The 24,694-nt window shown below is 39.2% G+C and carries 25 protein-coding genes; 14 read left to right on the top strand and 11 right to left on the bottom strand.

Translation table 11 applies throughout. The features are described 5' to 3' along the window. Positions 1 to 99 precede the first annotated feature (99 nt). Positions 100 to 1,365, bottom strand: coding sequence for a diaminopimelate decarboxylase (lysA, locus tag P3L56_RS04855; RefSeq protein ID WP_210831870.1), 1,266 nt, complete (start codon positions 1,363 to 1,365; stop codon positions 100 to 102). Positions 1,366 to 1,506: 141 nt separating this feature from the next. Between lysA and P3L56_RS04850 the strand changes: the two genes are divergently transcribed. Then, a complete protein-coding gene (locus tag P3L56_RS04850; RefSeq protein WP_166687059.1) occupies positions 1,507 to 2,445 on the top strand; it encodes a LysR family transcriptional regulator in 939 nt (312 codons plus the stop codon). Here the strand turns inward: P3L56_RS04850 and P3L56_RS04845 are convergent. After that, positions 2,416 to 3,336: a LysR family transcriptional regulator gene (locus tag P3L56_RS04845; protein WP_166685465.1), complete on the bottom strand. Its 921-nt coding sequence runs from the start codon at positions 3,334 to 3,336 to the stop codon at positions 2,416 to 2,418. The two genes, P3L56_RS04850 and P3L56_RS04845, sit on opposite strands and share 30 nt — an antisense overlap. Before the next feature lie 136 nt (positions 3,337 to 3,472). Between P3L56_RS04845 and P3L56_RS04840 the strand changes: the two genes are divergently transcribed. Together P3L56_RS04840 and P3L56_RS04835 are read left to right on the top strand one after the other, a co-directional pair. Then, entirely contained in the window at positions 3,473 to 4,345 is an 873-nt protein-coding gene (locus tag P3L56_RS04840; protein ID WP_042848716.1) for an MBL fold metallo-hydrolase, read from the top strand. 163 nt (positions 4,346 to 4,508) lie between these two features. Then, positions 4,509 to 5,153: a DsbA family protein gene (locus tag P3L56_RS04835; RefSeq protein WP_198861163.1), complete on the top strand. Its 645-nt coding sequence runs from the start codon at positions 4,509 to 4,511 to the stop codon at positions 5,151 to 5,153. A 19-nt stretch (positions 5,154 to 5,172) separates the two neighbouring features. Here the strand turns inward: P3L56_RS04835 and P3L56_RS04830 are convergent, their stop codons facing one another. Next, positions 5,173 to 5,991: a prepilin peptidase gene (locus P3L56_RS04830; protein ID WP_226619186.1), complete on the bottom strand. Its 819-nt coding sequence runs from the start codon at positions 5,989 to 5,991 to the stop codon at positions 5,173 to 5,175. A gap of 274 nt (positions 5,992 to 6,265) precedes the next feature. On the opposite strand from P3L56_RS04830, the gene rsmE reads away from it, so the two are divergent. The 4 genes from rsmE to ruvX all read left to right on the top strand — a co-directional run bounded on the left by rsmE (position 6,266) and on the right by ruvX (position 9,016). Next, the gene (rsmE, locus tag P3L56_RS04825; protein WP_042848719.1) at positions 6,266 to 6,997 is read left to right on the top strand and encodes a 16S rRNA (uracil(1498)-N(3))-methyltransferase; all 732 of its coding nucleotides are present in this window, start codon (positions 6,266 to 6,268) and stop codon (positions 6,995 to 6,997) included. 9 nt (positions 6,998 to 7,006) lie between these two features. Continuing rightward, on the top strand, positions 7,007 to 7,954 hold the full coding sequence (gene gshB, locus P3L56_RS04820) for a glutathione synthase (RefSeq protein WP_166685463.1): 948 nt from the start codon (positions 7,007 to 7,009) through the stop codon (positions 7,952 to 7,954). An 82-nt stretch (positions 7,955 to 8,036) separates the two neighbouring features. Further along, a complete protein-coding gene (locus tag P3L56_RS04815) occupies positions 8,037 to 8,600 on the top strand; it encodes a YqgE/AlgH family protein (protein ID WP_042848721.1) in 564 nt (187 codons plus the stop codon). Next, on the top strand, positions 8,600 to 9,016 hold the full coding sequence (gene ruvX / locus P3L56_RS04810; protein WP_042848722.1) for a Holliday junction resolvase RuvX: 417 nt from the start codon (positions 8,600 to 8,602) through the stop codon (positions 9,014 to 9,016). The genes P3L56_RS04815 and ruvX overlap by 1 nt, the downstream gene beginning before the upstream one ends. A 68-nt stretch (positions 9,017 to 9,084) precedes the next feature. Here ruvX and P3L56_RS04805 read toward each other — a convergent pair whose 3' ends face one another. The 3 genes from P3L56_RS04805 to P3L56_RS04795 all read right to left on the bottom strand — a co-directional run bounded on the left by P3L56_RS04805 (position 9,085) and on the right by P3L56_RS04795 (position 13,632). After that, on the bottom strand, positions 9,085 to 10,962 hold the full coding sequence (locus tag P3L56_RS04805; protein WP_210831874.1) for a metallophosphoesterase: 1,878 nt from the start codon (positions 10,960 to 10,962) through the stop codon (positions 9,085 to 9,087). Between the two features lie 189 nt (positions 10,963 to 11,151). Then, complete coding sequence (locus tag P3L56_RS04800; RefSeq protein ID WP_071547812.1) at positions 11,152 to 12,360, bottom strand: adenosylhomocysteinase; 1,209 nt, start codon at positions 12,358 to 12,360, stop codon at positions 11,152 to 11,154. Between the two features lie 27 nt (positions 12,361 to 12,387). Continuing rightward, positions 12,388 to 13,632: an MFS transporter gene (locus tag P3L56_RS04795; RefSeq protein ID WP_071547811.1), complete on the bottom strand. Its 1,245-nt coding sequence runs from the start codon at positions 13,630 to 13,632 to the stop codon at positions 12,388 to 12,390. 351 nt (positions 13,633 to 13,983) lie between these two features. Between P3L56_RS04795 and P3L56_RS04790 the strand changes: the two genes are divergently transcribed. The 6 genes from P3L56_RS04790 to hemW all read left to right on the top strand — a co-directional run bounded on the left by P3L56_RS04790 (position 13,984) and on the right by hemW (position 19,152). Beyond that, the gene (locus P3L56_RS04790) at positions 13,984 to 14,973 is read left to right on the top strand and encodes a LacI family DNA-binding transcriptional regulator (protein WP_042848727.1); all 990 of its coding nucleotides are present in this window, start codon (positions 13,984 to 13,986) and stop codon (positions 14,971 to 14,973) included. A gap of 304 nt (positions 14,974 to 15,277) precedes the next feature. After that, complete coding sequence (locus tag P3L56_RS04785; protein ID WP_048608256.1) at positions 15,278 to 15,970, top strand: YggS family pyridoxal phosphate-dependent enzyme; 693 nt, start codon at positions 15,278 to 15,280, stop codon at positions 15,968 to 15,970. A gap of 14 nt (positions 15,971 to 15,984) precedes the next feature. Beyond that, positions 15,985 to 16,806 (top strand): pyrroline-5-carboxylate reductase, encoded by an 822-nt coding sequence (gene proC, locus P3L56_RS04780; protein ID WP_042848729.1) that lies wholly within the window; start codon positions 15,985 to 15,987, stop codon positions 16,804 to 16,806. A gap of 19 nt (positions 16,807 to 16,825) precedes the next feature. Next, positions 16,826 to 17,410, top strand: a complete 585-nt coding sequence (locus P3L56_RS04775) for a YggT family protein (RefSeq protein WP_042848730.1) — start codon at positions 16,826 to 16,828, stop codon at positions 17,408 to 17,410. Positions 17,411 to 17,426: 16 nt separating this feature from the next. Further along, positions 17,427 to 18,020: an RdgB/HAM1 family non-canonical purine NTP pyrophosphatase gene (gene rdgB / locus P3L56_RS04770; protein ID WP_042848750.1), complete on the top strand. Its 594-nt coding sequence runs from the start codon at positions 17,427 to 17,429 to the stop codon at positions 18,018 to 18,020. Beyond that, positions 18,013 to 19,152, top strand: a complete 1,140-nt coding sequence (gene hemW / locus P3L56_RS04765) for a radical SAM family heme chaperone HemW (protein WP_042848731.1) — start codon at positions 18,013 to 18,015, stop codon at positions 19,150 to 19,152. Before rdgB ends, hemW begins: the two co-directional genes overlap by 8 nt. A gap of 170 nt (positions 19,153 to 19,322) precedes the next feature. Here the strand turns inward: hemW and P3L56_RS04760 are convergent, their stop codons facing one another. The 5 genes from P3L56_RS04760 to trmB form a co-directional block, all read right to left on the bottom strand. Then, positions 19,323 to 20,273 (bottom strand): siderophore ABC transporter substrate-binding protein, encoded by a 951-nt coding sequence (locus P3L56_RS04760; RefSeq protein ID WP_187550637.1) that lies wholly within the window; start codon positions 20,271 to 20,273, stop codon positions 19,323 to 19,325. Between the two features lie 201 nt (positions 20,274 to 20,474). Beyond that, positions 20,475 to 21,206 carry a DUF2884 family protein gene (locus tag P3L56_RS04755; RefSeq protein WP_042848733.1) on the bottom strand — a complete coding sequence of 244 codons (732 nt, stop codon included), beginning with the start codon at positions 21,204 to 21,206 and terminating at the stop codon, positions 20,475 to 20,477. Positions 21,207 to 21,259: 53 nt separating this feature from the next. Beyond that, a complete protein-coding gene (gene glsB / locus P3L56_RS04750; RefSeq protein WP_042848734.1) occupies positions 21,260 to 22,186 on the bottom strand; it encodes a glutaminase B in 927 nt (308 codons plus the stop codon). Between the two features lie 109 nt (positions 22,187 to 22,295). After that, positions 22,296 to 22,625, bottom strand: a complete 330-nt coding sequence (locus tag P3L56_RS04745; protein ID WP_042848735.1) for a YggL family protein — start codon at positions 22,623 to 22,625, stop codon at positions 22,296 to 22,298. Continuing rightward, entirely contained in the window at positions 22,625 to 23,344 is a 720-nt protein-coding gene (gene trmB / locus P3L56_RS04740) for a tRNA (guanosine(46)-N7)-methyltransferase TrmB (protein WP_042848736.1), read from the bottom strand. Before trmB ends, P3L56_RS04745 begins: the two co-directional genes overlap by 1 nt. A 289-nt stretch (positions 23,345 to 23,633) precedes the next feature. Between trmB and mutY the strand changes: the two genes are divergently transcribed. Next, positions 23,634 to 24,686, top strand: coding sequence for an A/G-specific adenine glycosylase (gene mutY, locus P3L56_RS04735; protein WP_048608261.1), 1,053 nt, complete (start codon positions 23,634 to 23,636; stop codon positions 24,684 to 24,686). Positions 24,687 to 24,694 lie beyond the last annotated feature (8 nt).

Below are 24,694 nucleotides of genomic sequence, written 5' to 3'. Positions count from 1 at the left end.
TTATAAAAGGTTATCTTCTTAGAAGTGAGTTTAAGGGTAACAACAAAAAGCCAGCTAGTTATTATAGCTGGCTTTTTGTATGTAAATTATATTTAAAACTTATAATTCCAATTCTAATGCTAATAATTCTTCAATCGTTTGGCGGCGACGGATCAGCGTTGGCTTGCCATCTACAAACATGACTTCCGGTAATAATGGACGACTATTATAATTCGAAGACATAGATGCACCATAAGCGCCAGTATCGTGGAAAACTAAATAATCCCCTACTTTGACCTCAGGTAATGCGCGTGTAACAACTAAACCACCCTCTAATTGAGTAAATACATCCCCTGACTCACATAGAGGGCCTGCAATAATAGTATCGATGAGTTGAGAGCTATCAGCACAACTGCCATCCGCAGTTAGAACCGATACATGATGATAGCTGCCGTACATCGCAGGGCGCATTAAATCATTAAAACCGCTATCCACTAACACATAATAGCGGCTCCCCATATCTTTAACCGCACGGACTTCCGCCAGCAAAACACCGGATTCAGCCATTAAATAACGCCCCGGTTCTATCTCAAGTTCGACTGAGTGCCCTAAATGCTGCTCTATACGCTGACGGGCGTTATTCCATAAACTATAATAATGTTGTACATCTATTAATTCATCGCTTTCACGGTAAGGGGTTGATAACCCTCCCCCAGCCGAAATCGCATGTAGGTCAACCCCAGCGGTGGTGACCAATGCCACCATTGAATCACACACATCAGCAAGATGTTGGTAATCAACGCCAGAACCAATATGCATATGAATGCCCACTAACGATAAATTATAGTGACGAATTTTTTCTAACGCGGCTGGTAAATCTTCATGCCAAATACCGTGCTTGCTATTCTCACCACCCGTATTAGTCTTTTGGCTATGGCCATGACCAAACCCCGGGTTAATCCGCAACCAAACTGGGTGACCAGATTTTTTCTGACCAATCTGGTCTAACATGTCAATCGACCCTGCATTTACCGGAATATCCAGAGCCGTCACTTTTTCTAATGTTGCTCTGTCCAATACATCTGCGGTAAAAACAATTTCTGAGTTTTCACGCCCTGCTTGGAAGCCAGCGACCAGCGCACGCTCTATTTCACCTAAAGAAACAGAATCTACTTTGACCCCTTGCTCTTTCATTAAACGGAGGATATGAATGTTAGAGCTTGCTTTTTGTGCAAACCTAACAGTATCAAAGACTTGTAATTGCTTAATACGCTCAATGATTACAGCGCTATCATAAACCCAAACAGGGGTTCCATACTGGGCTGGTAATCCACGCAAATGTTCAGGTGTTAAATACTGGCTTGTCGTAGTTGCGAATGAAGTCATTGTCTTTCTCGTTTGCAAATTTTTATGGTCTTAATAATTTATTGTATTGAAATCTATTATTCAGAGAAAAAACGGGAAAAAAAATATCCATTTTGCTAAAGTCTATTCATATTTGATATAGCATTTATTTAGAGGCTAAACATGCAAGCTATCTCTTGGCGTCATATTGAAATATTCCGTGCAGTCATGACTACCCCAAACTTAACGGAAGCTGCTACATTACTGAGTACATCACAGCCCACCATCAGCCGTGAACTTGCTCGCCTTGAATATCTATTACAATTTAAATTATTTGATAGGGTAAAAGGCCGATTACAACCAACTGCGCAAGGCTTACGTTTTTTAGAAGAAGTCGAGCGTTCTTATTATGGATTAGAGCGGATCAAAAATTCGGCTAAAACTATTCGGCGTTTTGAACACGCACAAATATCCATTACTTGTTTACCGGCTTTTGCCCAGTCTTTATTACCTCAGGTTTGTCAGTCATTTATGGAAAGTTACCCTGATGTAAATATCACGGTGATCCCACAAGAATCCCCAGTTCTGGAAGAATGGCTTTCTGCTCAGCGTTATGACTTTGGCTTAACAGAACACCTTCAACTACCACCCGGCACTGAACAGCAAACGTTAGGCTGTTTAAATGAGGTGTGTGTGTTACCTGCAGGGCACCCCCTTGAACTAAAACAGGTTTTAACGCCTACTGACTTTCAACATCAACGATTTATCAGTTTGTCATTAACAGACAGTTACCGCCAGTTAATTGATTCAACCTTTACAGAACACCATATTGAACGAAAAATGGTGATGGAGACACACTCTGCATCATCCATATGCGCTATGGCATTAAAGGGGATCGGGATATCCATTGTAAACCCATTAACAGCGTTAGACTTTCATCAGCAATCTGCAGGGAAATTGGTGATCCGTCCCCTCAGTTTTTCCATTCCATTTACAGTGAGTTTAATTCGCCCCATTCACCGCCCATCTTCTCAACTGACAGATATTTTCACCCAATCACTAAAAAATACCTTCAGCCAAATAGAAGAGAGCTTAGCGTCGGCCTTGTTGCATCAACGCTAACCAATATGGTGACGTTTTGAACCAGTCTGTAAGGAAATCAATCACAGCACGTAATGGTGTAGGCATTTTTTGTCGACTGGTGTATACCCCGTAAATACCTAATGGCATTGGTTGGTAATCAGATAATAATTGAATTAACTCACCACTTGCTAAATACTCTGCGACGGAATAATAAGGTTGCATGGTAACCCCTGCACCATTTAAAGCGCCTTGGGCAAGAAATACGGACTCATTGGCGCTCAACCGCCCGCCAACTAATACCGTATGCTGTTCCCCTTGTTTTTCAAAACGCCAAATGCTGCGCCCAAAAAAGCTATATGTAAGACATTCAAGTAACACTAAGTCTTCAGGTTTAGTGGGCATTTTTTTCCCCGTTAAAAACTTTGGGGAAGCACAAATTACAGAGTGGCAGGTCGATAAAGGCTTAGCAATTAAGTTAGGTTCTAGCTGGTTAGTAATACGGATCGCTAAATCGATACGTTCTTCGATAAGATTAATCGATTTATTAGATATTTGCATATCTATCGTCATATTTGGGTATTGCTGCAAAAATTCTGCCATAGCAACGGATAATGCACTTTGGGCTATCGATTGTGAACAGCTAATACGTACCAAGCCAGATAGCTCTTTTGCATCATGATGTTGTTGTACAGGTACTAATTGTGAAATCGCATTGAGCTGTAATGATTGCTGATACACCCCCTCACCAGCGGAGGTTAAACTTAAACGCCTTGTTGTTCGATTAAGTAACCGTACTCCAGCCCATTGTTCCATTTCAGATAAATAACGTGTCACCATCGCACGCGACATATCTAACTTTTCAGCAGCACCAACTAAACTGCCTTGTTCCACTATCGTGATAAACACTTGTGCTGCCTTTAACCTATCCATTTACGCCCCATTCGTCCGGTTTATGCAACAAACTTCGCCTAATTATGGTGTTTTTCCGTTAATCATTGCAACTTAATATACATACCAAGCAAAAACGCCTAGTTCATTCTCAGACAATTCAATTTTAGGACTCAAAATGAAATTAACTTTTTTAGCAGCAACAGTATTCATCGCAACATCATTTCAAGTAGCACAAGCCGAGAAATTAACACTCGATATCTATAACCCAGGTAACAACAGTGTATTCCCTGTATCATCTGAAATTATTAGTGGCCCTAATGAAGTCGTATTAATCGATGCTCAGTTTCAAAATAATGATGCTCAACAACTGGTCGATAAAATTAAAAAACTCAATAAAAAATTAACCACTATTTATATTAGCCACTCAGACCCTGATTATTATTTCGGCTTAGAGACAATTACAAAAGCCTTTCCTGAAGCTAAAGTAATTGCAACATCTGAAACCGTTGCCGCTATTAAAGCGACTAAAGATGGCAAGCTCGCTTATTGGGGAAATGAGTTAAAGGGTGAAGCTCCGACCCATGTGATAGTCCCCGAAATCATCAAAGGGAATAGCTTTACTGTTGATGGCGAGAAACTAGAGATAAAAGGCCTTGACGGTGCTTCGCCAGATAGAACTTATGTGTGGGTTCCATCGCTAAAAGCCGTTGTCGGTGGTGTGATTGTTTCAGACAATATACACGTTTGGGTGGCTGATACACAGACTAAGGCATCACGCCAAAATTGGCAGCAAACGTTAGAAAGTATCAAAGCACTGAACCCGACGATTGTCGTCCCTGGTCATTTCACGGGAGCATCTAAATTGGATATTGGTACGGTGACATTTACTCAGCAATACTTACAAGATTTTGAAACCGCCGCGCAATCGAGTAAAAACTCGAATGAATTAGTACAGCAGGTTGCAGCTAAATACCCGCAACTGGATGATAAATCAAGTTTAGAGCTAAGCGCTAAGGTTATTAAAGGCGAAATGCAGTGGCCTCAATAAATTAGTATCACTCCCTTATAACAACCATTTTGTATATTTAACATACTGAATAATATACCTAGAAATACAACCGCGAGTATAAGGGAGATTGTTGTATATAACTGTTGATAATAATGATACAACTTAACTCAAATTAACCCCAAATTATTACTGAGGATCAATAATGAAAAATATAACCCTACACTATATTTATGACCCTTACTGCGGCTGGTGTTATGCAGCAGCCCCTTTAGTGGAAATTGCAACCAAACACCCCAGTACCAATGTTGAGATGCATGGTGGTGGCATGTTAGCCGGTGATGCGCGTTTGTATCTTGATGATGATTTTCGCCAATATATTATGCAATCAGATAAACGTATTGCAGCGATGACAGGGCAAGTTTTTGGTGATGACTATATAAAAATGCTCCATGAACCTAATTTAGTCATGGACTCCCTACCACCACAAACCGCTATTTTAGCTGCAACCAAGCAAGGTAAAGGCTTTGAGATGCTTAAAACCATTCAAAAAGCCCATTATATTTCTGGGCGTCATATTAATGATACGGCAGTGCTTACTGAATTAGCCCAAAAGCTTAACTTGAATGCTGAGCAGTACACCAGTGATTACACGCAATGTGAACAAAATGAAACTGCAAAACACATACAGAATAGTAAAGCATTGCTCGCCCAGTCTGGTGCGTCAGGTTTCCCTACGCTGTTAATTCAGCAACAAGGGAAATGGTTACGGGTTCCTTTACAAAATTACCTTGGGTCACCAGACAAATGGCAGCAATTTTTAGACTCGTTGGTCGCTGCTGCGTCTTAACCCTTACATTTAGTTGTCGCTAACCAATACGCAGTATAGATAAATACAGCAAGATACTTGCACTAATGATAATTGTAGGCCCGAATGGTATGGTTTGGGCTATTTCATTTACTAACGGCTTAGCACTTACACAACTTGGAGAATGACCCCCTTGGCTTATTTTCGGCAATACCCAATGAGCGAATGCATAATGTAACAGCCCTAAACAAGCCGCAAGCCCTATAAAATAAGGTAATAACCATACCCCTAACCATGCAGCACACGCTGCAATTAATTTTAAGTCCCCTCGCCCCATCTGTGGTTGTTTTTTAATTTTTTCCACGAGTGTAACGGTAATTAGCATCATAAAATAACTCAATATAACTGCATAGATAGCCGAAATGACATTGCCTTGAGGTAAGTTAATTTGATATAGCAAACCAGACCACAATAAAGGATAGGTTAGTACATCCGGTAAATAACCCATTTTATAATCAATAATAAATAACGGTGTTATTAAATTAATAAAAACCACTAAAAACAACATTACCCATAAACTATTAAATGACCCAATAATAATACAACCGAACACCCCATATAGAATAAGTAAAGTATGAAGTTTAATTGTTATTTTGTTTTTCCCAAAACACCAAACAGGGAGATAAATAAGTAACTTTTGAGTCATTAAAACGGATAAAAACAACACAACAAGAAATATAACATCTTGTTTGCATAGATGAAATCCAATTGACTCAATAAAAAAAAGCCTTTCATCCCCCTGCCAGGAAGATATCATATTTGTCATATTATCAATAAATGATTTAATATATGATAATAAAAAATAAAATAATTCCTTCATTTTATACTTCCTTCCATTACGGAGCCAAAATAAATATACTCGCTATTCTGGCTTATCCCAACACTTTAATTCCGTGTTATTTCGTCGGTTTATTCGACATTTTCAGGTTTTATTTTTTTGAGTAATTATTGATAAAATTGCCACCGCACAGACGTACTACAATTAGCATTTTTTTCGTTATAAACTAAGCGCTAGTGCTTGTGTTTAGAGATTCAATCCCCATATTCATCAAAGCTATCTTATTTATTAACCTAGTCTGTACTAAGGAAAAGCTATGCGCATCCCACGCATTTATCACCCAGAGCCTCTTAAAACGAATATGACAATTTCTCTTGGTGATGACGCCACAAACCATGTAGGGCGAGTACTACGCATGACTGCGGGGCAAAAACTCGAACTTTTTGATGGTAGCAATCAAACGTTTGATGCTGAAATTACTGAAGCGACTAAAAAGAATGTATATGTTCGCATTGTAGATAGCCGTATTGATGATAGAGAGTCCCCTCTCGATTTGCATTTAGGGCAAGTGATGTCCCGTGGAGAAAAGATGGAATTTACCATCCAAAAATCCGTAGAGTTAGGGGTGAATATCATTACACCACTGTTATCAGAGCGTTGCGGCGTTCGCTTAGAAGGTGAGAGGTTAGCGAAGAAATTACAACAATGGCAAAAAATTGCTATTGCGGCCTGTGAACAATGTGGGCGCAACCGTATCCCAGAAGTCCGCCCCGTACAAACACTTGAAGATTGGTGTGCAGAAGATGATGGCGCATTTAAAGTTAATCTTCATCCTAGGGCAACAGAAAGCATCAATACACTGCCAACTGAATTGAAAAAAGTCAGGTTGTTAATTGGCCCTGAAGGGGGGTTATCAGCCGATGAAATCGCAATGACAGCAAATTATCAATTTACCGATATACTGTTAGGGCCTAGAGTATTACGAACAGAAACGACTGCGCTAACCGCTATCACTGCACTGCAAGTGCGCTTAGGTGATCTGGGTTAAGGAGAAAAAATGATCAAGCTCGGTATAGTGATGGACCCAATTTCATCCATCAAAATCAAGAAAGACACCAGTTTTGCGATGATGTTGGAAGCTCAGCGTCGTGGTTACGAAATCCATTATATGGAAATGAATGACCTGTATTTACACCAAGGTGAGGCTAGAGCACAAACTAAAATAGTCACTGTCGAAGAAAACCCTGACAAATGGTATGAGTTTCATGGTGAGCAAGACATCGCACTTGGTTCACTTGATGCTATTTTAATGCGTAAAGATCCGCCTTTTGATACCGAATTTATTTACGCTACCTATATTTTAGAGAGAGCAGAACAAGCGGGCTCTTTAATTGTCAATAAACCGCAAAGTCTGCGTGACTGTAATGAAAAATTATTTACCGCTTGGTTCCCTGAGCTGACACCAGATACGTTAGTCACTCGTAGCCCACAAAAACTGAGAGAATTCCACCAGCAACATGGGGATGTTATTTTCAAACCTTTAGATGGCATGGGTGGCGCTTCCATTTTCCGTCTAAAACAAGATGACCCAAATGTTGGTGTCATTATTGAAACGCTAACCGAACATAGTTCCCGTTACTGTATGGCTCAGAACTTTTTACCATCAATTAAAGACGGTGATAAACGTGTATTAGTTGTCGATGGCGAACCTGTTCCATATTGCTTGGCACGTATCCCTGCACAAGGTGAGACTCGTGGTAACCTTGCCGCTGGTGGCCGAGGTGAAGCTCGTCCTCTTAGTGAAAGTGATTGGGCCATCGCACGGGCTGTCGCGCCAACGCTGAAAGAAAAAGGCTTAATTTTTGTTGGTCTTGATATTATTGGTGACCGTCTGACTGAGATTAACGTTACTAGCCCAACCTGTGCGCGTGAAATCGAAGCAGCATTCGATATTTCTATCACGGGTATGTTGATGGATGCGATTGAACGTCGCCTAAAAAAATAAGCCATAAATGGTTAAAAAGGCCTGTTTAGGTCTTTTTAACTGGTTGTTTTAAAGTTGTTATTAAATTCAATGGAGCCTTAGTTTGAATCTGCAAAACCATTTTCTTATCGCCATGCCATCCCTAACAGACCCTTATTTTGAACAGTCTGTTGTTTATGTGTGTGAGCACAATGAAAAAGGGGCGATGGGGATAGTAATTAATAAGCCTATTGATGATTTTTCCGTCGATACAATGCTCAAAAAACTTGAAATTACGATATCTGATAAAGTTAATAACCGTAACTTAGAAAGACCTGTAATTGCTGGTGGCCCTGTGGCAGAAGAACATGGGTTTATCTTACACACACCAATAACTGGTTTCTTATCTAGCCTACACTTAAATGAAGATGTCATGGTCACCACCTCCAAAGATATTTTAGAAACGCTTGGTGGTGAGGATTCCCCCGAGAACTCCCTCGTAGCACTCGGCTATTCAAGCTGGGAACCGGGTCAACTTGAACGAGAAATTATGGAAAATAGCTGGTTAACGGTGGAAGCTTCCCCTAAGCTCATTTTTGATACCCCTATTAATGAACGCTGGGCTGCTGCTGCAAAATTAATCGGTGTTAATATTCATACTATTTCAATGCAAGCGGGGCACGCTTAATGTCTGGAAGAACTTTGCTCGCCTTTGATTTTGGAACTAAAAGTATCGGTGTTGCTATTGGGCAAGAAATTACGGGCACTGCTCGACCGTTGGCTTCTTTAAAAGCCAACGATGGTCGCCCTGATTGGCAACAAATCGAAAAATTACTTAAAGAGTGGCTTCCTCAATTGGTCATTGTCGGCCTGCCACTTAATATGGATGGAACCGAGCAACTCGTCACAAGCCAAGCTCGTAATTTTGCCAACCGCATTCATGGTCGCTTTGGTGTCAAAGTCGAATTGCATGATGAACGGCTATCCACTGTAGAAGCAAAAGCTGGTCTTTTTGAGCAAGGTGGTTACCGTGCATTAAGCAAAGGAAAAGTAGACTCGGCGTCTGCTGTTGTTATCCTTGAAAGCTGGTTTGAGCAAAACTAAGTGGGGCTCCCTTACTGAGAGCCCACTAAAAGTAGAGGACTAACTGCCCCCTAAGATAGTCTTTAATATCACTGGGCTATTTTTATTTGGTAAGTTACTGATTTTGTATCTTGGCTTTTTACTTGCAAAGGATACTCAGTTCCCCATAAAAATGTTGCTGATTTATCTGTATTATGGGGTAATATCAAATTCATTTCTAATGGTATATCCGACACTATACGGTAATTATTTTTCGGCTGTGGGTATTCATGGTGCGCCGAAATATACCCCGTAAATATATCAATATTTCTTTCATTACCAATATCTAAGTAAGGAGCATCTTTGTGCTTTTGAAAGTACGGTGCGTACTTACTCGCAACAATAATAAATGAGTCTGTATCGACCACTTCTTTATTGTTATAGCGAATATTCGAAATTCTCCCTACCGTAGCCCCTTCATTTTTCTTACCGTATAAATCATATAACGGTAATTTGCTAATATTTACATCATAGGTTAGCCCCATAATTGGGTAAAATAAAAAGCTATGGGCATTAGTATTAATTAATGGTGTAGACTCATCTATTGGCATATTATAAATATTTGAGCTCATTTCCAACCATTCGATTAATTGTTGCTTGTTTACCTTTAATGCAGATAAAGAAGCGGGATAAAAAATCTTGTTTAAATCCCTATTGGTTATTTTCCTGTCTTGTATGTCAACAAAAAAACTTGCATCATTTAATGAATAAGATGGTGAAATAGAAATTAACACCTTATCGTTTTCACTCGTAAAATTTCGCATATAATAACGAAGGGAGTCCGCAAGTACAGTTGTTAGGCTTTCATTTCCAATCAGATTAAAATTATTATTGATTTTAAATTTGTCTTGGCTTACTTCTTTGTCTAAGTCACTTTTTAAGTCTTGTTCTGTATCATTTATGCACAACGATATTTTCTCAATAGTACTCTCTTTAGCAACAGAATTTTTTCTATCAACTTGATATCCTTTACTACTTTTTATATCCCACTTATCATTATTCTTTTCTAGAACAAATTTAATAGCGGATAGTGACTCCCCCCACTTACCCGGTTGAGCCGCTGGCTTGCCAAACATTTTCCCATCCTTAACATTAATATTTTCATTAGCTGTTATTTTTTCAGAAGGAAAAACTTCATGAGTATGACCAAATAAAATACCGTCTATATTCGGATTTTTGGCAAGATAAAATGCGACATTTTCCATACCATGTTCAACTTGTGATACATCAATACCTGAATGAGATAAGGCAATAACCAAGTCAGCCCCATCTTTTTTCGCCTGAATAGCAGTACTATTTGCAGCATCTAGCATATCAGTAAATGTAATCTCACTTTCAAGTTTGCTTTTATTAAAAAGCATTGTTTGCATAGGAACTAACCCTAAATATGCGATTTTCAGTAAATGCTTATTACCCGCGTCATCTAAAACCTCTTTTTCCTGAATAATATACTCAGGATAAAGGCTTTTTTGTGACGTATTATCAATAACATTACTTAAAACTACTGGAAAGTTCGCTCCAGAATAAGACCATTTCAAAAACTCAGCACCATTATCAAAATCATGATTACCAGGGGTTGCTACATCATAATTAAGTGCATTTAAACTACAGATAACAGGAGATATACGATAATAGCTTTCATTTTGGTTATAGCGTTTAATAATATGATTCCCTAATGGGTTGCCAGATAATAAATCACCAACATCAACTAAATAGGTATTTTTATTATCATGCCTAAATTTTTCAATCGCACCAACTAGCGATTTCAAACCATATTTTTCACTTTTTAGATTATTAAAATAATCCTCATCACTTATGAAAGAGTGAATATCAGACGTACCAAGGATATTAATTTCCACTAGGTTATCAGCGTAAGACAATGGGATGATAATACTTAAAAGTAATGCAACAGAAAATTTATTCTTCATATTAGTCACTCAAAGTTAATTCCTACAAAAAGCGCTAATCACACCAGCTTCTTATAAGACAATATACTCTTAATAATTCAATATACATGTAGGCAATAAGCAAAGTTAGACCTGGAGCTTAGATAAGCTAAACGACTCAGCAAACTCAGTATAATCAACACAATGTAACTTGAAGTATGTACAAGTGGCTTAATGCGTTATCCAGTTATCACACGCAAGTTGTGCTACTTTCATTTCTATATCAAAAGGAACAGGTTGCGGAATATTTTTTAATGCTTTGCTATCTAAAGCAATTTTTTCTAAACTTAATGTTTGTAAAGCGAGGCCTAAATCCATAACTTCAATAGGATTACCATTTCCTGCAGACAAATTAACAAGGTTTGCATCCGACATTAGGAATATATTTTTACCCGTTTTCAATTGGTATTTATTAATTTTAGGTATGACCTCTTCACTATTATTACTTAAATTCTTCAATGCATTCACATCAATTTCACGTTGGAAATGCCCCGCATTAGCCACAAGCACATTATTTTTCATTGCAGAAAAATGTTCTGTAGTAAGTATATTATCTCGCCCAACGACACTCACAACAAAGTCGGCATCCTGTAACGTACTGATTAATTCAGCAGTTTGAAAACCTTCTAAATGAGCTTCTAATCGAGTAAGCGGATTTGTATCTACTACCGTAACATGTGCCCCCATTCCCCTAAAACGCTGTGCCACACCAGAGCCACAATAACCATATCCAATCACCACTACTTTTTTACCGTGTATCATTACATTAGTTGCATGAGCAATACTTTCCACAACAGATGAGCCAACACCATATCGATTCTCTATAATTCTTTTAGACTGAGTATCATTAATAATTAATGTTGGCCAAAGCTGAGATGTGAAATCTTCCCTTAACCTATTTGCTCCTGTGGTTGTTTCTTCCGTCGCACCAATAATTACTTTTTGTAATGCCTTAAATTTAGGATCGGTAAGAACCAGCTCATGTAAATCTGCACCATTATCGGCGATGATATCCGGCTTCATTTCCAAGACATTTTTACAATAGGCTATATGGTCTTCAAAAGATTCATCTCTCCTCGAAAAAACACTCACATTCATATATTTTACTAATGCTGCCGCTGTTTCATCTTGTGTAGAACCAGGAGAACCTGTAATAGCAATTTTTGCGCCACCTTTTGTCAAGGCTTCAAGCCATACCCCTGTTTTTGCTTCAACATGTAAACAAATACCAATTGTCAGACCTTTAAATGGTTGTTCTTTTTCAAGTCTTTCAATTAAACTTTGCATAATAGGCATATGTGCTTTGGCCCAATTAATACGTTTTATTCCTTTATCTGCTAAATTAATATCAGCAATAGAGTATTGATGAGTATCTAACATAATATATACCTCAATATTTTTACATTTTTATGAATAAGCATGCTGTTTTTTTCTATTTGAAAAAAACATGTACAGTACATAAATAAATGTGAATGTAATCGTATAGCTAGTGAATACAATCCAAAACATTTTCCAATCTACAACCCCATTTATCGTATTAAGATCTAATACCCAGCCACTCAATATGGCACCTAAGAAAGTACCAAATCCATTAACTAAAGTAGTAAATACGCCTTGTGCTGTAGAACGAAATTCAGGTGCTATTTCTTTTTCCAAGAATAAAGAACCCGAAATATTAAAGAAATCAAAAGCGCAACCATATACTAACATTGAAAGGAATAATGCTATTGTTCCTATATAGGTAAAATCACCATATGCAAATAACCCGAAGCGTAAAATCCAAGCTATCATGCTCAACAATAAAACTTTTTCTATCTTGATATACTTTAATAAAAAAGGAAGTAGCAATATAAAAATCACTTCTGAGAATTGCGATATTGATAAAAAAATTGTCGGGTAGGTTGAAAAAATAGAGTTTTGAGCCTCTGGTGCGGCAGCCAGATCCTGCAAAAAGGGTACACCGAGAGTATTCGTGATTTGTAAAACAGACCCTAGCAGCATAGAAAAAAACAAGAAAACAACGACTTGAGATTTCCTAAATAAGACAGCCAAATCACTAAATTTAAATGAATGAGGATCACATTCCAAATTATGGTTATCTTTATTTACCGATATAAAAATAACAGAGTAAAGGCTTAAAGCCACGGAAGCTATTGCTGCTATATACAATTGATAATAACTCATTTCTAACTTTAATAAGCTAATAATCCACATTGCAGCTATAAAACCAACAGTTCCATACACCCTGATTTTTGGGAAATAATTTTCTGATTTTAATTTTTCCCTATCCAGTATTTCAAAAATTATACTATTACAGATTGACATTGTTGGCATATAAAAAATCAGATGAACTAATGTCATGGCGAAAAGCAAACTAACCGAAGTACTATGTGCCATTGCAATCAAAAAAAACGCCGATATTAAATGAATGGTAACATAGACGAATTTTCTATTATTAATTCTATCTGCAATTAGCCCCATTAAAATAGGTGAGCATAGTGATGCAATGCCTAAAGAACTAAAGACTAACCCAACATCTCCACCTGTAAAGTGGAGAGTATTAAACATATATGAAGCAAATGTAACTAGCCAAGAGCCCCATATAAAAAACTGCATAAACGAGACTATTTTTAATCGAGTAATTGTGCTCATAATAATTTATTTACCTCACTCAATATTACGTAAACACGTTTATATACAATGTACATTCGGTATGGCTAATAAAAACATTGATTCTACTACTGAGCATTTTCCTCTAAGGCATTTCTTGGTTTTAATTAATGTACTGGGTATTAAACAAGAATAAAGTGATATACTTCACAGCAAGTAATACGTATGACTTGACATGGATCACATAAAAACATAAAGCTTGCAAATTAATAAGCCCAAACAAAATTTATCATTTAGTATGAGCGTATTAGATCATTTTTAATTCGTTTAGAATAACGCATCCATCTGTTTATAAAGTATTTTTTATGTTTTCACTCTTGATATGGAGAAAAAATGTCTACTGTTAACAGTAAAGATGTCGCCCGTTTAGCTAACGTCTCACAGTCGGCTGTATCTCTTGTATTTAGTGGTCGTTACCAAGGCCGAGTATCTGAAAAAACCCGTGAAAAAATCCTCTGTGTGGCAAAAGAGCTAGGCTATCAGCCTAATATCAATGCGCAAATTTTACGTAGTGGAAATTCACGTACCGTTGCATTTATTGTCCCCGATATTCAACAACCCTATTTCGGAAAAGTCGTTCATGCTGCAGAGCTTTCAGCAACCAAATCCGGGTATTCTTTAATTCTTTTAGATAGTTATGCCAACAAACAATGGTCTGAACATTTATTTTCATTATTTCAAAGTAAACTAATTAGTGGCTGCATTATTTATTCATGTGAAAAAAAACATATCGAATTATTAGAAAATTACCGAGATAAGCTGATATTCATAGAGTCTGATGATGAAAAAAATAATGACATTCTTTTAGATATTGATAAAACGATCAAATCTGCGTTCTCTATTACGCATAAAATGAAACGGTTTAAGGTTGGTTTTTTTAGATCTGATATCCCAAGGCAACATTTTCTAAATCGCCATAAATTATTTAACAATGAATTCGAGTCATTAAACTATGTAGAAAAATCTAAATGTGTCATTTACTCATCCTTTAACCTTGCTGAAGCAACCCAAAATGCAGCATCTTTACTTCAGCAAAAACCCAATATTGTATTTTGCGATGATGACTTATTAGCTGGTGCGCTTTATCGAGCAGCAAAGCAGCTTAACATCACGATTCCTAAAGATGTTGCCGTGATCGGATTCAATGATACTGACCTTTGCAATTATTTAAACCCCGAACTGTCTACGGTTAAAATACCCACTCAGTATATAGGCGAATTAGCGATAAAAATGCTTTTAGATAAAATTTCTGACCGGAAAGAACCAATAAAACAAGAAGTTATTAAATTGGAAATCATTACAAGGGGTTCAACACAGTTTTGATTATCGAGTTCGGGTTGCCGTTATCTTTTACTGCTGTCACTAGTGTGCCTATTTTGTCAGCATCACCGTCTGTTATGAATCAATCGGTCTTTTGCTATTATCTGGGAAAGCAGATTTAAGGACACTGTTAGAAAATGCTTTTTTATCAAGCTTAATCAGTATTTTTTTGAATTCCCCCTATGCAAAGGTGCCGTTCTGACGCGATTTGCTTTACACTATGGTCAATAACCGCAATTCATCTACTTGGTAAATAGACCTGTATGTGAATACACCAATATTGAATTAAACTATATTGAATAAAACAATGACCATTCAAAATAATATCTCTGATGTCACAGCACGTATTGATCTTGCCGCCGCAGAGTGCCAACGCTCACCACAAGACATTACGCTGCTTGCTGTAAGTAAAACCAAACCTTGTGAAGCTATTTCAGAAGCCATTGAGGCTGGTCTTTTCCAATTTGGTGAAAATTATGTTCAAGAAGGTGTTGAAAAAATTCAATATTTTTCAAATAGGAATGACCTTGTTTGGCATTTTATCGGCCCATTACAATCCAATAAAAGCCGCCTAGTTGCCGAACACTTTGATTGGTTTCACACCCTTGACAGGGCAAAAATCGCTCAACGATTGAACGACCAACGTCCTAGCGATAAAGCCCCTTTAAATGTTCTCATCCAAATCAATATTAGTGATGAGAATAGTAAATCGGGGATCACCTTAGCGGAATTAAACGAACTAGCCGCCCAAGTCGCCACTATGCCTAATCTGGTATTACGTGGTTTGATGACAATCCCTGCCCCCGAAACAGATTACGAACGCCAGTGTGCCACATTTCGCAAGATGGATGCTGCATTTAAGCAATTACAAACAAATTACGCTACCGTCGATACACTTTCTATGGGTATGACTGATGACATGCGCGCAGCAATTCATTGCGGCTCTACTTTGGTACGTATAGGAACCGCTATTTTTGGCGCTCGCCAGTATCACCAATAAATAAGGAGAACAGAATGCAACATCGTAAAATTGCCTTCATCGGTGCCGGAAATATGGCTCAAGCCATTATTACAGGTTTGGTTAACCACGGTTACCCTGCATCCATGATCACGGTTTGTTCTCCAACCCCTGTACGCCGTGACAAACTCGCCGAACAGTACGGTATAATCAGTCGCCATGACAACCTAGCCGCAGTGCAAGCCGCCGATGTGATTATGCTCGCAGTCAAACCACAAATGATGAAAGAGGTCTGTGAGCCTCTGCAACAAGTTACCAATTTTGACCAAAAATTAGTCCTCACCATTGCTGCGGGCATCCCTGCTGAACGCTATAACGAATACCTCGCACACCCGCTTAATTTAGTGCGCATTATGCCAAATACGCCATCATTAGTGGGTAAAGGCGTTAGTGGGTTGTTTGCTCAAGGGCAAGTATCAGAGCAAGATAAAAAATTCGCACAAGAACTCATGCAAAGCGTTGGGACAACAATTTGGTGCCAAAAAGAGCAAGAGATCAATAATATTATTGCGATTACAGGCAGTTCCCCTGCTTATTTCTTCTTATTTATGGAAGCAATGCAGCAAAAAGCGCAACAACTCGGTTATGATAGTGTGCAAGCCCGTGAATTAGTCCTCAATGCCATAGAAGGCTCTGTGGAACTAGCTAAATCACAAAGTGATACAGCCTTTTCAACATTACGTGAACAGGTCACCTCTAAAGGCGGTACTACCGCGATGGCTTTAGAACAATTTTATAATGGAAATCTTCCGCAAACTGTTGCCAATGCAATGCAAAGTGCAATTGACAGAGCCGAAGAGATGGAAAAACTTTTTTAATTTAATCGCGGAATTTGCCATGAAGACTATCGTTTTTGTTGTCACTACCCTGATCCAGCTGTACATTTTTGTTTTACTACTGCGTGTTTGGATGCAATGTGTACGTGCCGATTTTTATAACCCATTTTCAAAATTTGTCGTTAAGGCAACTCAACCCATTGTTGGGCCATTACGTCGAGTGATCCCCGCTATTGGCTCAGTCGATACCGCTTCAGTTGTTGTCGCTTTTGTGCTGGCATTAGCTGCAATTATTTTCGGTATGTGGGCAACTAATTTACTGCCAATTTTAGGTGTTACGATCCTACCTATGGGGGTTATTTTATTATTAACCTACGCAGGTAAATTGATTTTCTGGATGATTTTAATCCGCGCTATTTTAAGCTGGGTCAGCCAAGGCCGTAACCCTGTTGACTATTTATTGTACCAATTAACAGAACCATTAATGGCACCAATCCGTCGTATTATTCCAGCAATGGGCGGGTTAGACTTCTCAGCCATGATTGTGATGTTTATCTTGATTGCGCTTAACTATTTGCGTGTAGATATTTCCTTATGGATTGACCCATCACTCACAGCAATGATGTATTCCATTGGTATTATGTAAAAATGAGTTCTAAATGATGCAAAAAGTTGTTTTAGCCACAGGCAATCCGGGAAAAGTGAATGAGTTAGCCGACTTACTCCGTGATTTTGGTATGGATATTGTCGCGCAAACTTCATTAGGTGTTGAATCTGCTGAAGAAACAGGTTTAACCTTCATTGAAAATGCTATCCTGAAAGCCCGACATGCTGCGGCGCAAACGGGCTTACCCGCAATTGCCGATGATTCAGGGATCTCTGTTGATGCACTGGGAGGAGCTCCGGGTATCTACTCCGCACGTTATGCGGGGGAAGAGGCGAATGATGAGCAAAACCTTATAAAATTACTTAATGCAATGGAACATGTGCCTGATGGCCAACGTCAGGCACAATTTAACTGTGTTTTAGTGTATTTACGCCATGCAGAAGACCCGACCCCCTTAGTATTCCACGGTCGTTGGCAAGGCATTATTACTCGTGAACGTAAAGGCCAAGGGGGTTTTGGTTATGACCCTATTTTCTATATTCCTGAATTGGGTTGTACTTCAGCGGAGTTAACTAAAGCAGAAAAACAAGCCATTTCACATCGCGGTAAAGCCCTAACAATGATGTTGGAAGCATTAAAAAATGCTTAAACAACCACCATTGAGTTTATATGTTCATATTCCTTGGTGTGTGCAAAAGTGCCCATATTGTGATTTCAATTCACACACCCTCAAAGGGGAAATTCCCCAAATGGAATATGTTGAGCACCTATTGGCAGACCTTGATATTGATGCGCAATTAATTGGTGAACGCCCTGTCAAAACTATTTTTATTGGTGGGGGAACCCCGAGTCTGTTAACTGCCGAGTCCATGCAAGCCTTGATGGATGGTATTCGCCAACGTATCCAGTTAGATGTACAAGCTGAGGTTACCATGGAAGCTAACCCCGGAACGGTAGAGGCAGACCGTTTCGCTGGCTATCAAGCTGCGGGGATCAACCGAATTTCCATTGGTGTGCAAAGCTTTGGTAATGATAAATTAATAACATTAGGCCGCATTCATGGCGCTGATGAAGCAAAGCGTGCCGCTCAATTAGCGACAAATTTAAATTTGAGAAGCTTTAACCTCGATTTAATGCACGGCCTCCCATCTCAAACTCGCAATGAAGGTTTATCTGATTTACGTCAAGCTATTGAGCTTGCCCCACCGCATTTGTCTTGGTATCAGTTGACCATTGAACCTAACACTCAATTTGGGTCACGCCCTCCCACGTTACCTGACGACGATACTCTGTGGGATATCTATACAGAAGGTCATAAATTATTGAGTGCAGCTGGTTATCAGCAATACGAAACGTCAGCTTATGCCAAACCGGGTTATCAATGCGAGCACAATCTTAATTATTGGCGATTCGGTGATTACCTTGGTATTGGCTGTGGAGCACACGGTAAAATCACGTTTGAAGATGGAAGAATTTTACGTACAGTAAAAACCAAGCACCCTCGTGGCTATATGGAAGGTCGTTACATTCATCAATCCTATGATGTTGACACCAAAGATAGGCCATTTGAATATTTTATGAACCGTCTCCGCTTACTTGAAGCAATGCCTCGTGATGAATTTACCCAATATACTGGGTTACCCGAATCAACAGTTAGACCAGCTATTGATGAAGCATTAACAAAGGGTTATATCACTGAGACGGATAACGAATGGCAAATTACAGAACATGGAAAACTGTTTCTCAACTCGTTGTTAGAATTGTTTTTAGATGAGGAATGATTTTTAAGCAAAAAATCGTTTGTTAAGCGAAGGTATATTTTCTCGTTCATTGAAAGCCCGCATCAACACCTGATGCGGGCTTTTTATTTAGAGATAAAAAAGAAATAAACGACAATAACAATGAGGATAGTAAATATTGCCGTAGCCAATAAGACAACGGCAGATATTAATTACAGGGCATTAACGACAGCATTCACTTGTTCAGTTAAGCTGACTAAGCCACCACCTGACAAGTACCACAAGTCAGATTGTAAATAGGTAATCTTGCCATCTTTATAAGCTTTCGTTTCTTGAATGTTTGTATCTTCAAAAACAGTTTTATCTAATTTGCCTGCGCCAATCGCTTCACTACGGTCAATAATCAGGATCACATCAGGATTGGCTTGTGCGATGGCTTTGCTATCGACCACACGGCGTTTAGACTTATCGGCATTTTCATCAATAGGTAATTCAGCACGCTGTGCTTTCACTACGTTATAGACAACAGCTTGGTTATTTGGGATCAGCTTGCCATCATTATGCATTAACACTAATACTTTTTTATTTGAATCAGCGGCTTTTTTCTGAGCATCTGCAATGGTTTTATCTAATTCGGCCAGTTGTTCATCAACTGATTTTTGATTGCCATACAATTCACCAATTACCCCAAGATTTGCCTTTACTGATTCCATATAATGTTTACTATCGGAGCCTAGGTTGATCGTTGGTGCAATATTTGATAGCGCCTCATAAGATTTGCCTTGGCGGCCCGTGATCACAATAAGATCAGGTTTTAACAGTGCAATTTTTGCTAAATCGGGCTGTTTCATCCCACCTGCATTTTCCATTGACGCTGGAATATTGCCTTTAACATAAGCAGGTGCATTTGCTGTTGGTAACGCAACGACTTTATCACCTAGGCCTAGTTTTTGCATTGAGTCATAAACACCGAAATCAAATAAAACCACCTTTTGTGGTTTTTTGGCCACCTCAGTTTCACCTGAAAGATGTTTAATCGTGACTTTTTCAGCACCTTGCGCTGTCACCACATTGGGTGTGAAAGCAGCCGGTTCTGCGCTAAAAGCCAAAGGAGCAGAGAATGACAATACAGAAACAAGTACTGCAGGAATGAACTTTTTCATTTAAACGATCCCAATTTAGTCATTAAGCCAAACCCGCATTGTAAAGAGAGTGACTTAGATGTCAACTAAATAAGAATCAATTTCATTTTCATTACCATTAATGATGCGAATATCACATTTATAATGAGAAGTTACAGAGAATGAAATAATAAAACAGTAAGATGATTTTATATCTTACTGTTTTTATACGGGATTAACTAATTAGTTAGCTTTGAGCGAGTTAAGTAGTGAAACGCGTTGTTGTTCCATTGAAGTCACTTTAGCACAGACTTGCTGCCCAAACTGTTGGAAGCTTTTTTCTTGTGTTTTCCATTCGGACTCAAGCTCTTGCTGCAACCCACCTAGATTACCCAACATCCCTTGCAAGGCCTTGCTTGCATCGCCCCCAGATAACAATTGTTTGCGCCCCATTTCATTGATGCTATCTTGCAAAATACCACCTAAGCTTTCATTAACCAGCTGACGCCCTTTTGTTTCTACTGTTTTCATCGCTTCATGATGGAATACATAACCATTAGGGCGAGTCTCAATGATTTGATCAATTTGCCCATTCAGTTCTTTTTCTAGTTTAGTCAACCTGTTACGAATATTGCTATCCCCCCCAATGACTTTAACAACCACTTTATCAATGGTTTCCCTTGAAGTAGATAATTTTTTTTCTGATTCTTGTTTTATCCAAGGTAAATCACTACGGATCATCGATTGATAACGGATAGCTTGCTGTTTTTGCGTTTCTGTCGCGGCAATATTGTTACCATTGAGTGTGATATCGCCGTCTGGGGTAATTTTTAAATCACCGCTACGGCCAATGACCTGTACGCTTTCTGGCGTCATAAAGATGTCATCTTTCGGAGTGACAGAGCAATTATAATCTGCAGCTTGGCTTGTCGCGCAGGCAAGGAGTGAAAATGCAATTAATGTACGACGTAACATAAAATCTCCTAGTAAAACGTTATATCAACGACTAATGGCTTCAACCAGTGGCGTTAAAAAACAGAACGTCCAATTCGCTTTGATAATAACTCTAAGGCAGCACAACCAGCCAGAGAGTTCCCCGCCGCATCGAGTTCGGGGGACCAAACTGCTACAGTGAATTGGTTTGGTACCACACAAACGATACCACCGCCAACACCAGACTTGCCGGGCATTCCTATCCGAAATGCAAATTCGCCAGAGCCATCATACATACCACATGTCATCATCAACGCATTGATTTGCCTTGATTGTAGTGGAGTGATGATTGGGTCAATGGAACAAGATGACATTCCTTGTGATGTTAAATAGGAAAAACATTTCGCTAATTCAACACAGTTCATACTTAGAGAGCAATAATGAAAATAAGTTTCGAGAACGGTTAAAACATCGTTCTCAAAATTACCAAAGGATTTCATTAAATAAGCAATTGCGGCATTACGGCTTGCATGTTCCAGTTCTGAGCGGGCAACCACTGTGTCATAGCTTATATCAGGTTCACAAGACAATTTTCGAACAAACTCTAGCATCCGTTGCTTAGGCGCACTTAAACGAGATTGCAACATATCGGCGATCACTATCGCTCCCGCATTGATAAATGGGTTTCGCGGGATGCCTTTTTCCATTTCAATTTGAATAAGGGAGTTAAATGGTAACCCAGAAGGTTCTTTACCAACGCGACTCCAAATTTCATTTTCTTCATAGCGTGTCATCGCCAAGGTGAGGCTCAACACTTTAGAAATGGACTGTATTGAAAAGCGCTGATATGCCTCGCCCGCAGTAAAAATATCACCATCTATAGTGGAAACAGCAATACCTAATTGATGAGGCGGCACACAGCCCAAAGCAGGGATATAGTTTGCAACGCAGCCTTTTCCAATAAGTGGGCGTACTTGGTCTAGGATATCGTTGAGTAGCTGGTTAGAAAACATGGCGCTCAAAACGTTGACTCCAGATAATGTTTACTACAGAAAATAAAGGCACCCAATTTTGGATGCCTCTTCAAACTAGTGAAAATTGAGTTTATTCATTGAGATAAACCCAATAAAATCATTCCCACCAAACATCAAACAACTCAGAAACAACGACGTCGTTCATGCCTTTTGATTTTAGCCAGTTTTCAACAATTTGACGGTGCTCTTCGGTACACTTACCAATTTTTTGTAAGCAAACGATCCCTTCCCAACTCATGTAGCCACTTGCTTCAAACGCTAAACCATTCGGCTCAATCGCTTCTGCAATCAGTTGGTCAACGGTGCTGTCAACTTCCTCAATCGGCGTACCTTCTTTAAAGCTCCATTTAACAGTGAAGCCTAACTCTTGGAATTCATCCAAGCGCATTTTTTTACGTAAACGACGACTACGTGGTTGTTTAGCCATTATTTGATCCTCTCAAACATTAAATCCCATACACCGTGCCCTAACCGCTGGCCTCGCTTTTCAAACTTTGTTTCTGGCCTTGTTGCAGGACGAGGAACGTAATCACCTGATGATGATAAATTATTATAGCCTTCGACACTCGTCATGACTTCAAGCATATGCTCAGCATATGGCTGCCAATCAGTCGCCATATGGAAAACACCGCCAATTGTTAATTTACTGCGAATTTTTTCCGCAAAAGGGACTTGAACAATACGACGTTTGTTGTGCTTGGCTTTATGCCATGGGTCAGGGAAAAACAACTGAACCATTGCCAAGCTACCATCAGGGATCATGTAATCCAATACTTCGATAGCATCATGGCACATCACGCGTAAATTAGTGACATTCTCTTCTTTTGCTGATGCTAAACATGCCCCAACCCCCGGCGCATGAACTTCAATACCTAAAAAGTTTTTATCTGCATTTTGTGATGCCATGGCCACCAATGAAGCGCCCATGCCAAACCCAATTTCCAATGTCACTGGATTTGAGTTCTTGAATACTTTGGCAAAATCAAAAGGCTGATTGATAAAATCAATGCCTTTCTCTGCCCATTCTTTTTCTAATGCGTCTTCCTGACGTTTTGTCAGACGCCCTTGACGGCGGACAAAACTACGGACTCGGCGCATAACCCGCCCTTCTTCATTATATTCGGGGGAGATTACATTATTGATCATAATAAAGGTTCTAAAAAATAGTTGCCCAATTAAGTTAATGTGCCAACAATCAAGTGATATTAAGGTGATTCATTATCAAACCTATCAATTCCTACCCTAAATACCCCAAATGGGAGCCTTTAGCCCCTTTGAGACACAAAGGATATCGGAGTTTAGCAAAACTTCTGCAAGGTTGCAGTTGATAATTAGCTAACTTTACACTAAACCACACAATAGCGGTTTACAGCCCCCGTAGTCTATGTTGCAATTCCTACCATGACTGGCAATATCAATAAAAATAAAATTATCAATGGAAGCTCAACAATTTTCATCTGCAGTGCTCGGCTGGTATCACAAATACGGCCGTAAAACCTTGCCTTGGCAACAGGAAAAATCATCCTATCATGTGTGGTTGTCAGAGGTTATGCTGCAACAAACCCAAGTAAGTACTGTCATTCCGTATTTTGAGAAGTTTATTGCTCGTTTTGAGGATGTCACAGCCCTTGCCAATGCGCCGCTTGATGAAGTATTACACCTGTGGACAGGTCTTGGCTACTACGCACGGGCTCGTAACCTACATAAAGCCGCACAAATGGTCGCCACTCAATATAATGGCCAATTTCCCCGTACATTCGATGAAATACTTGCTCTACCCGGTGTTGGGCGTTCAACAGCAGGGGCGATTTTGTCATTATCACAACAGCAGCACTACCCTATTTTAGATGGTAATGTTAAACGCGTGTTAGCTCGTGCCTATGCGGTTGATGGCTGGCCGGGGAAAAAGGAAGTGGAAAACCGCCTGTGGGATATTAGCACTGACGTCACGCCAAAAGTTGGGGTCGAGTTTTTTAACCAAGCCATGATGGATTTAGGGGCTATGGTCTGCACCCGTAGTAAACCTAAATGTGAAATTTGCCCTGTTAATTTTGGCTGTATTGCTTATGCGAATCACTCATGGTCGAACTACCCCGGAAAAAAACCGAAACAAAAGATCCCTGAAAAAAGTGCTTGGTTCTTAATTATGCAACACGAAGATAATGTATGGTTAGAACAACGACCGCCATCAGGCATCTGGGGTGGGCTATTTGCCTTCCCTCAATTTGAGTCTTTAGAGCAACTTAATCAATGGTTAAAAGATTCTGGCCTTGAATATAACTCGCCAGAGCAATTAATTTCCTTCCGCCACACATTTAGCCATTTTCATTTAGATATTATCCCTGTAAAAGTTAATATTCAGGCATTTAATTCTGCCATGGATGAAGGCAAGGGACTCTGGTATAACTTACACTTAGGTGCAACTATCGGTCTTGCTGCCCCAGTTGAAAATTTATTAAAGCAGCTTGCCTTACTACCTGAAATTTGAGGAAAAAG

The organism is Providencia sp. PROV024, assembly GCF_032709665.1.
GTDB classification, from domain to species: Bacteria; Pseudomonadota; Gammaproteobacteria; order Enterobacterales; family Enterobacteriaceae; genus Providencia; species Providencia huashanensis.
The sequence above is the reverse complement of the archived record's forward strand: the minus strand, read 5'-3'. Positions and strand labels throughout refer to the sequence as shown.

Excerpts from the sequence above, each read along its gene's own strand:
- mutY (WP_048608261.1), top strand. The coding sequence starts at position 23,634 with ATGGAAGCTCAACAATTTTCATCTGCAGTGCTCGGCTGGTATCACAAA.
- P3L56_RS04800 (WP_071547812.1), bottom strand. The coding sequence starts at position 12,360 with ATGTTAGATACTCATCAATACTCTATTGCTGATATTAATTTAGCAGAT.
- rsmE (WP_042848719.1), top strand. The coding sequence starts at position 6,266 with ATGCGCATCCCACGCATTTATCACCCAGAGCCTCTTAAAACGAATATG.
- P3L56_RS04840 (WP_042848716.1), top strand. The coding sequence starts at position 3,473 with ATGAAATTAACTTTTTTAGCAGCAACAGTATTCATCGCAACATCATTT.
- rdgB (WP_042848750.1), top strand. The coding sequence starts at position 17,427 with ATGCAAAAAGTTGTTTTAGCCACAGGCAATCCGGGAAAAGTGAATGAG.
- P3L56_RS04795 (WP_071547811.1), bottom strand. The coding sequence starts at position 13,632 with ATGAGCACAATTACTCGATTAAAAATAGTCTCGTTTATGCAGTTTTTT.
- P3L56_RS04835 (WP_198861163.1), top strand. The coding sequence starts at position 4,509 with ATGAAAAATATAACCCTACACTATATTTATGACCCTTACTGCGGCTGG.
- hemW (WP_042848731.1), top strand. The coding sequence starts at position 18,013 with ATGCTTAAACAACCACCATTGAGTTTATATGTTCATATTCCTTGGTGT.
- P3L56_RS04805 (WP_210831874.1), bottom strand. The coding sequence starts at position 10,962 with ATGAAGAATAAATTTTCTGTTGCATTACTTTTAAGTATTATCATCCCA.
- ruvX (WP_042848722.1), top strand. The coding sequence starts at position 8,600 with ATGTCTGGAAGAACTTTGCTCGCCTTTGATTTTGGAACTAAAAGTATC.
- P3L56_RS04790 (WP_042848727.1), top strand. The coding sequence starts at position 13,984 with ATGTCTACTGTTAACAGTAAAGATGTCGCCCGTTTAGCTAACGTCTCA.
- P3L56_RS04850 (WP_166687059.1), top strand. The coding sequence starts at position 1,507 with ATGCAAGCTATCTCTTGGCGTCATATTGAAATATTCCGTGCAGTCATG.
- P3L56_RS04775 (WP_042848730.1), top strand. The coding sequence starts at position 16,826 with ATGAAGACTATCGTTTTTGTTGTCACTACCCTGATCCAGCTGTACATT.
- P3L56_RS04785 (WP_048608256.1), top strand. The coding sequence starts at position 15,278 with ATGACCATTCAAAATAATATCTCTGATGTCACAGCACGTATTGATCTT.
- trmB (WP_042848736.1), bottom strand. The coding sequence starts at position 23,344 with ATGATCAATAATGTAATCTCCCCCGAATATAATGAAGAAGGGCGGGTT.
- P3L56_RS04760 (WP_187550637.1), bottom strand. The coding sequence starts at position 20,273 with ATGAAAAAGTTCATTCCTGCAGTACTTGTTTCTGTATTGTCATTCTCT.
- gshB (WP_166685463.1), top strand. The coding sequence starts at position 7,007 with ATGATCAAGCTCGGTATAGTGATGGACCCAATTTCATCCATCAAAATC.
- P3L56_RS04745 (WP_042848735.1), bottom strand. The coding sequence starts at position 22,625 with ATGGCTAAACAACCACGTAGTCGTCGTTTACGTAAAAAAATGCGCTTG.
- P3L56_RS04755 (WP_042848733.1), bottom strand. The coding sequence starts at position 21,206 with ATGTTACGTCGTACATTAATTGCATTTTCACTCCTTGCCTGCGCGACA.
- lysA (WP_210831870.1), bottom strand. The coding sequence starts at position 1,365 with ATGACTTCATTCGCAACTACGACAAGCCAGTATTTAACACCTGAACAT.
- proC (WP_042848729.1), top strand. The coding sequence starts at position 15,985 with ATGCAACATCGTAAAATTGCCTTCATCGGTGCCGGAAATATGGCTCAA.
- P3L56_RS04830 (WP_226619186.1), bottom strand. The coding sequence starts at position 5,991 with ATGAAGGAATTATTTTATTTTTTATTATCATATATTAAATCATTTATT.
- P3L56_RS04845 (WP_166685465.1), bottom strand. The coding sequence starts at position 3,336 with ATGGATAGGTTAAAGGCAGCACAAGTGTTTATCACGATAGTGGAACAA.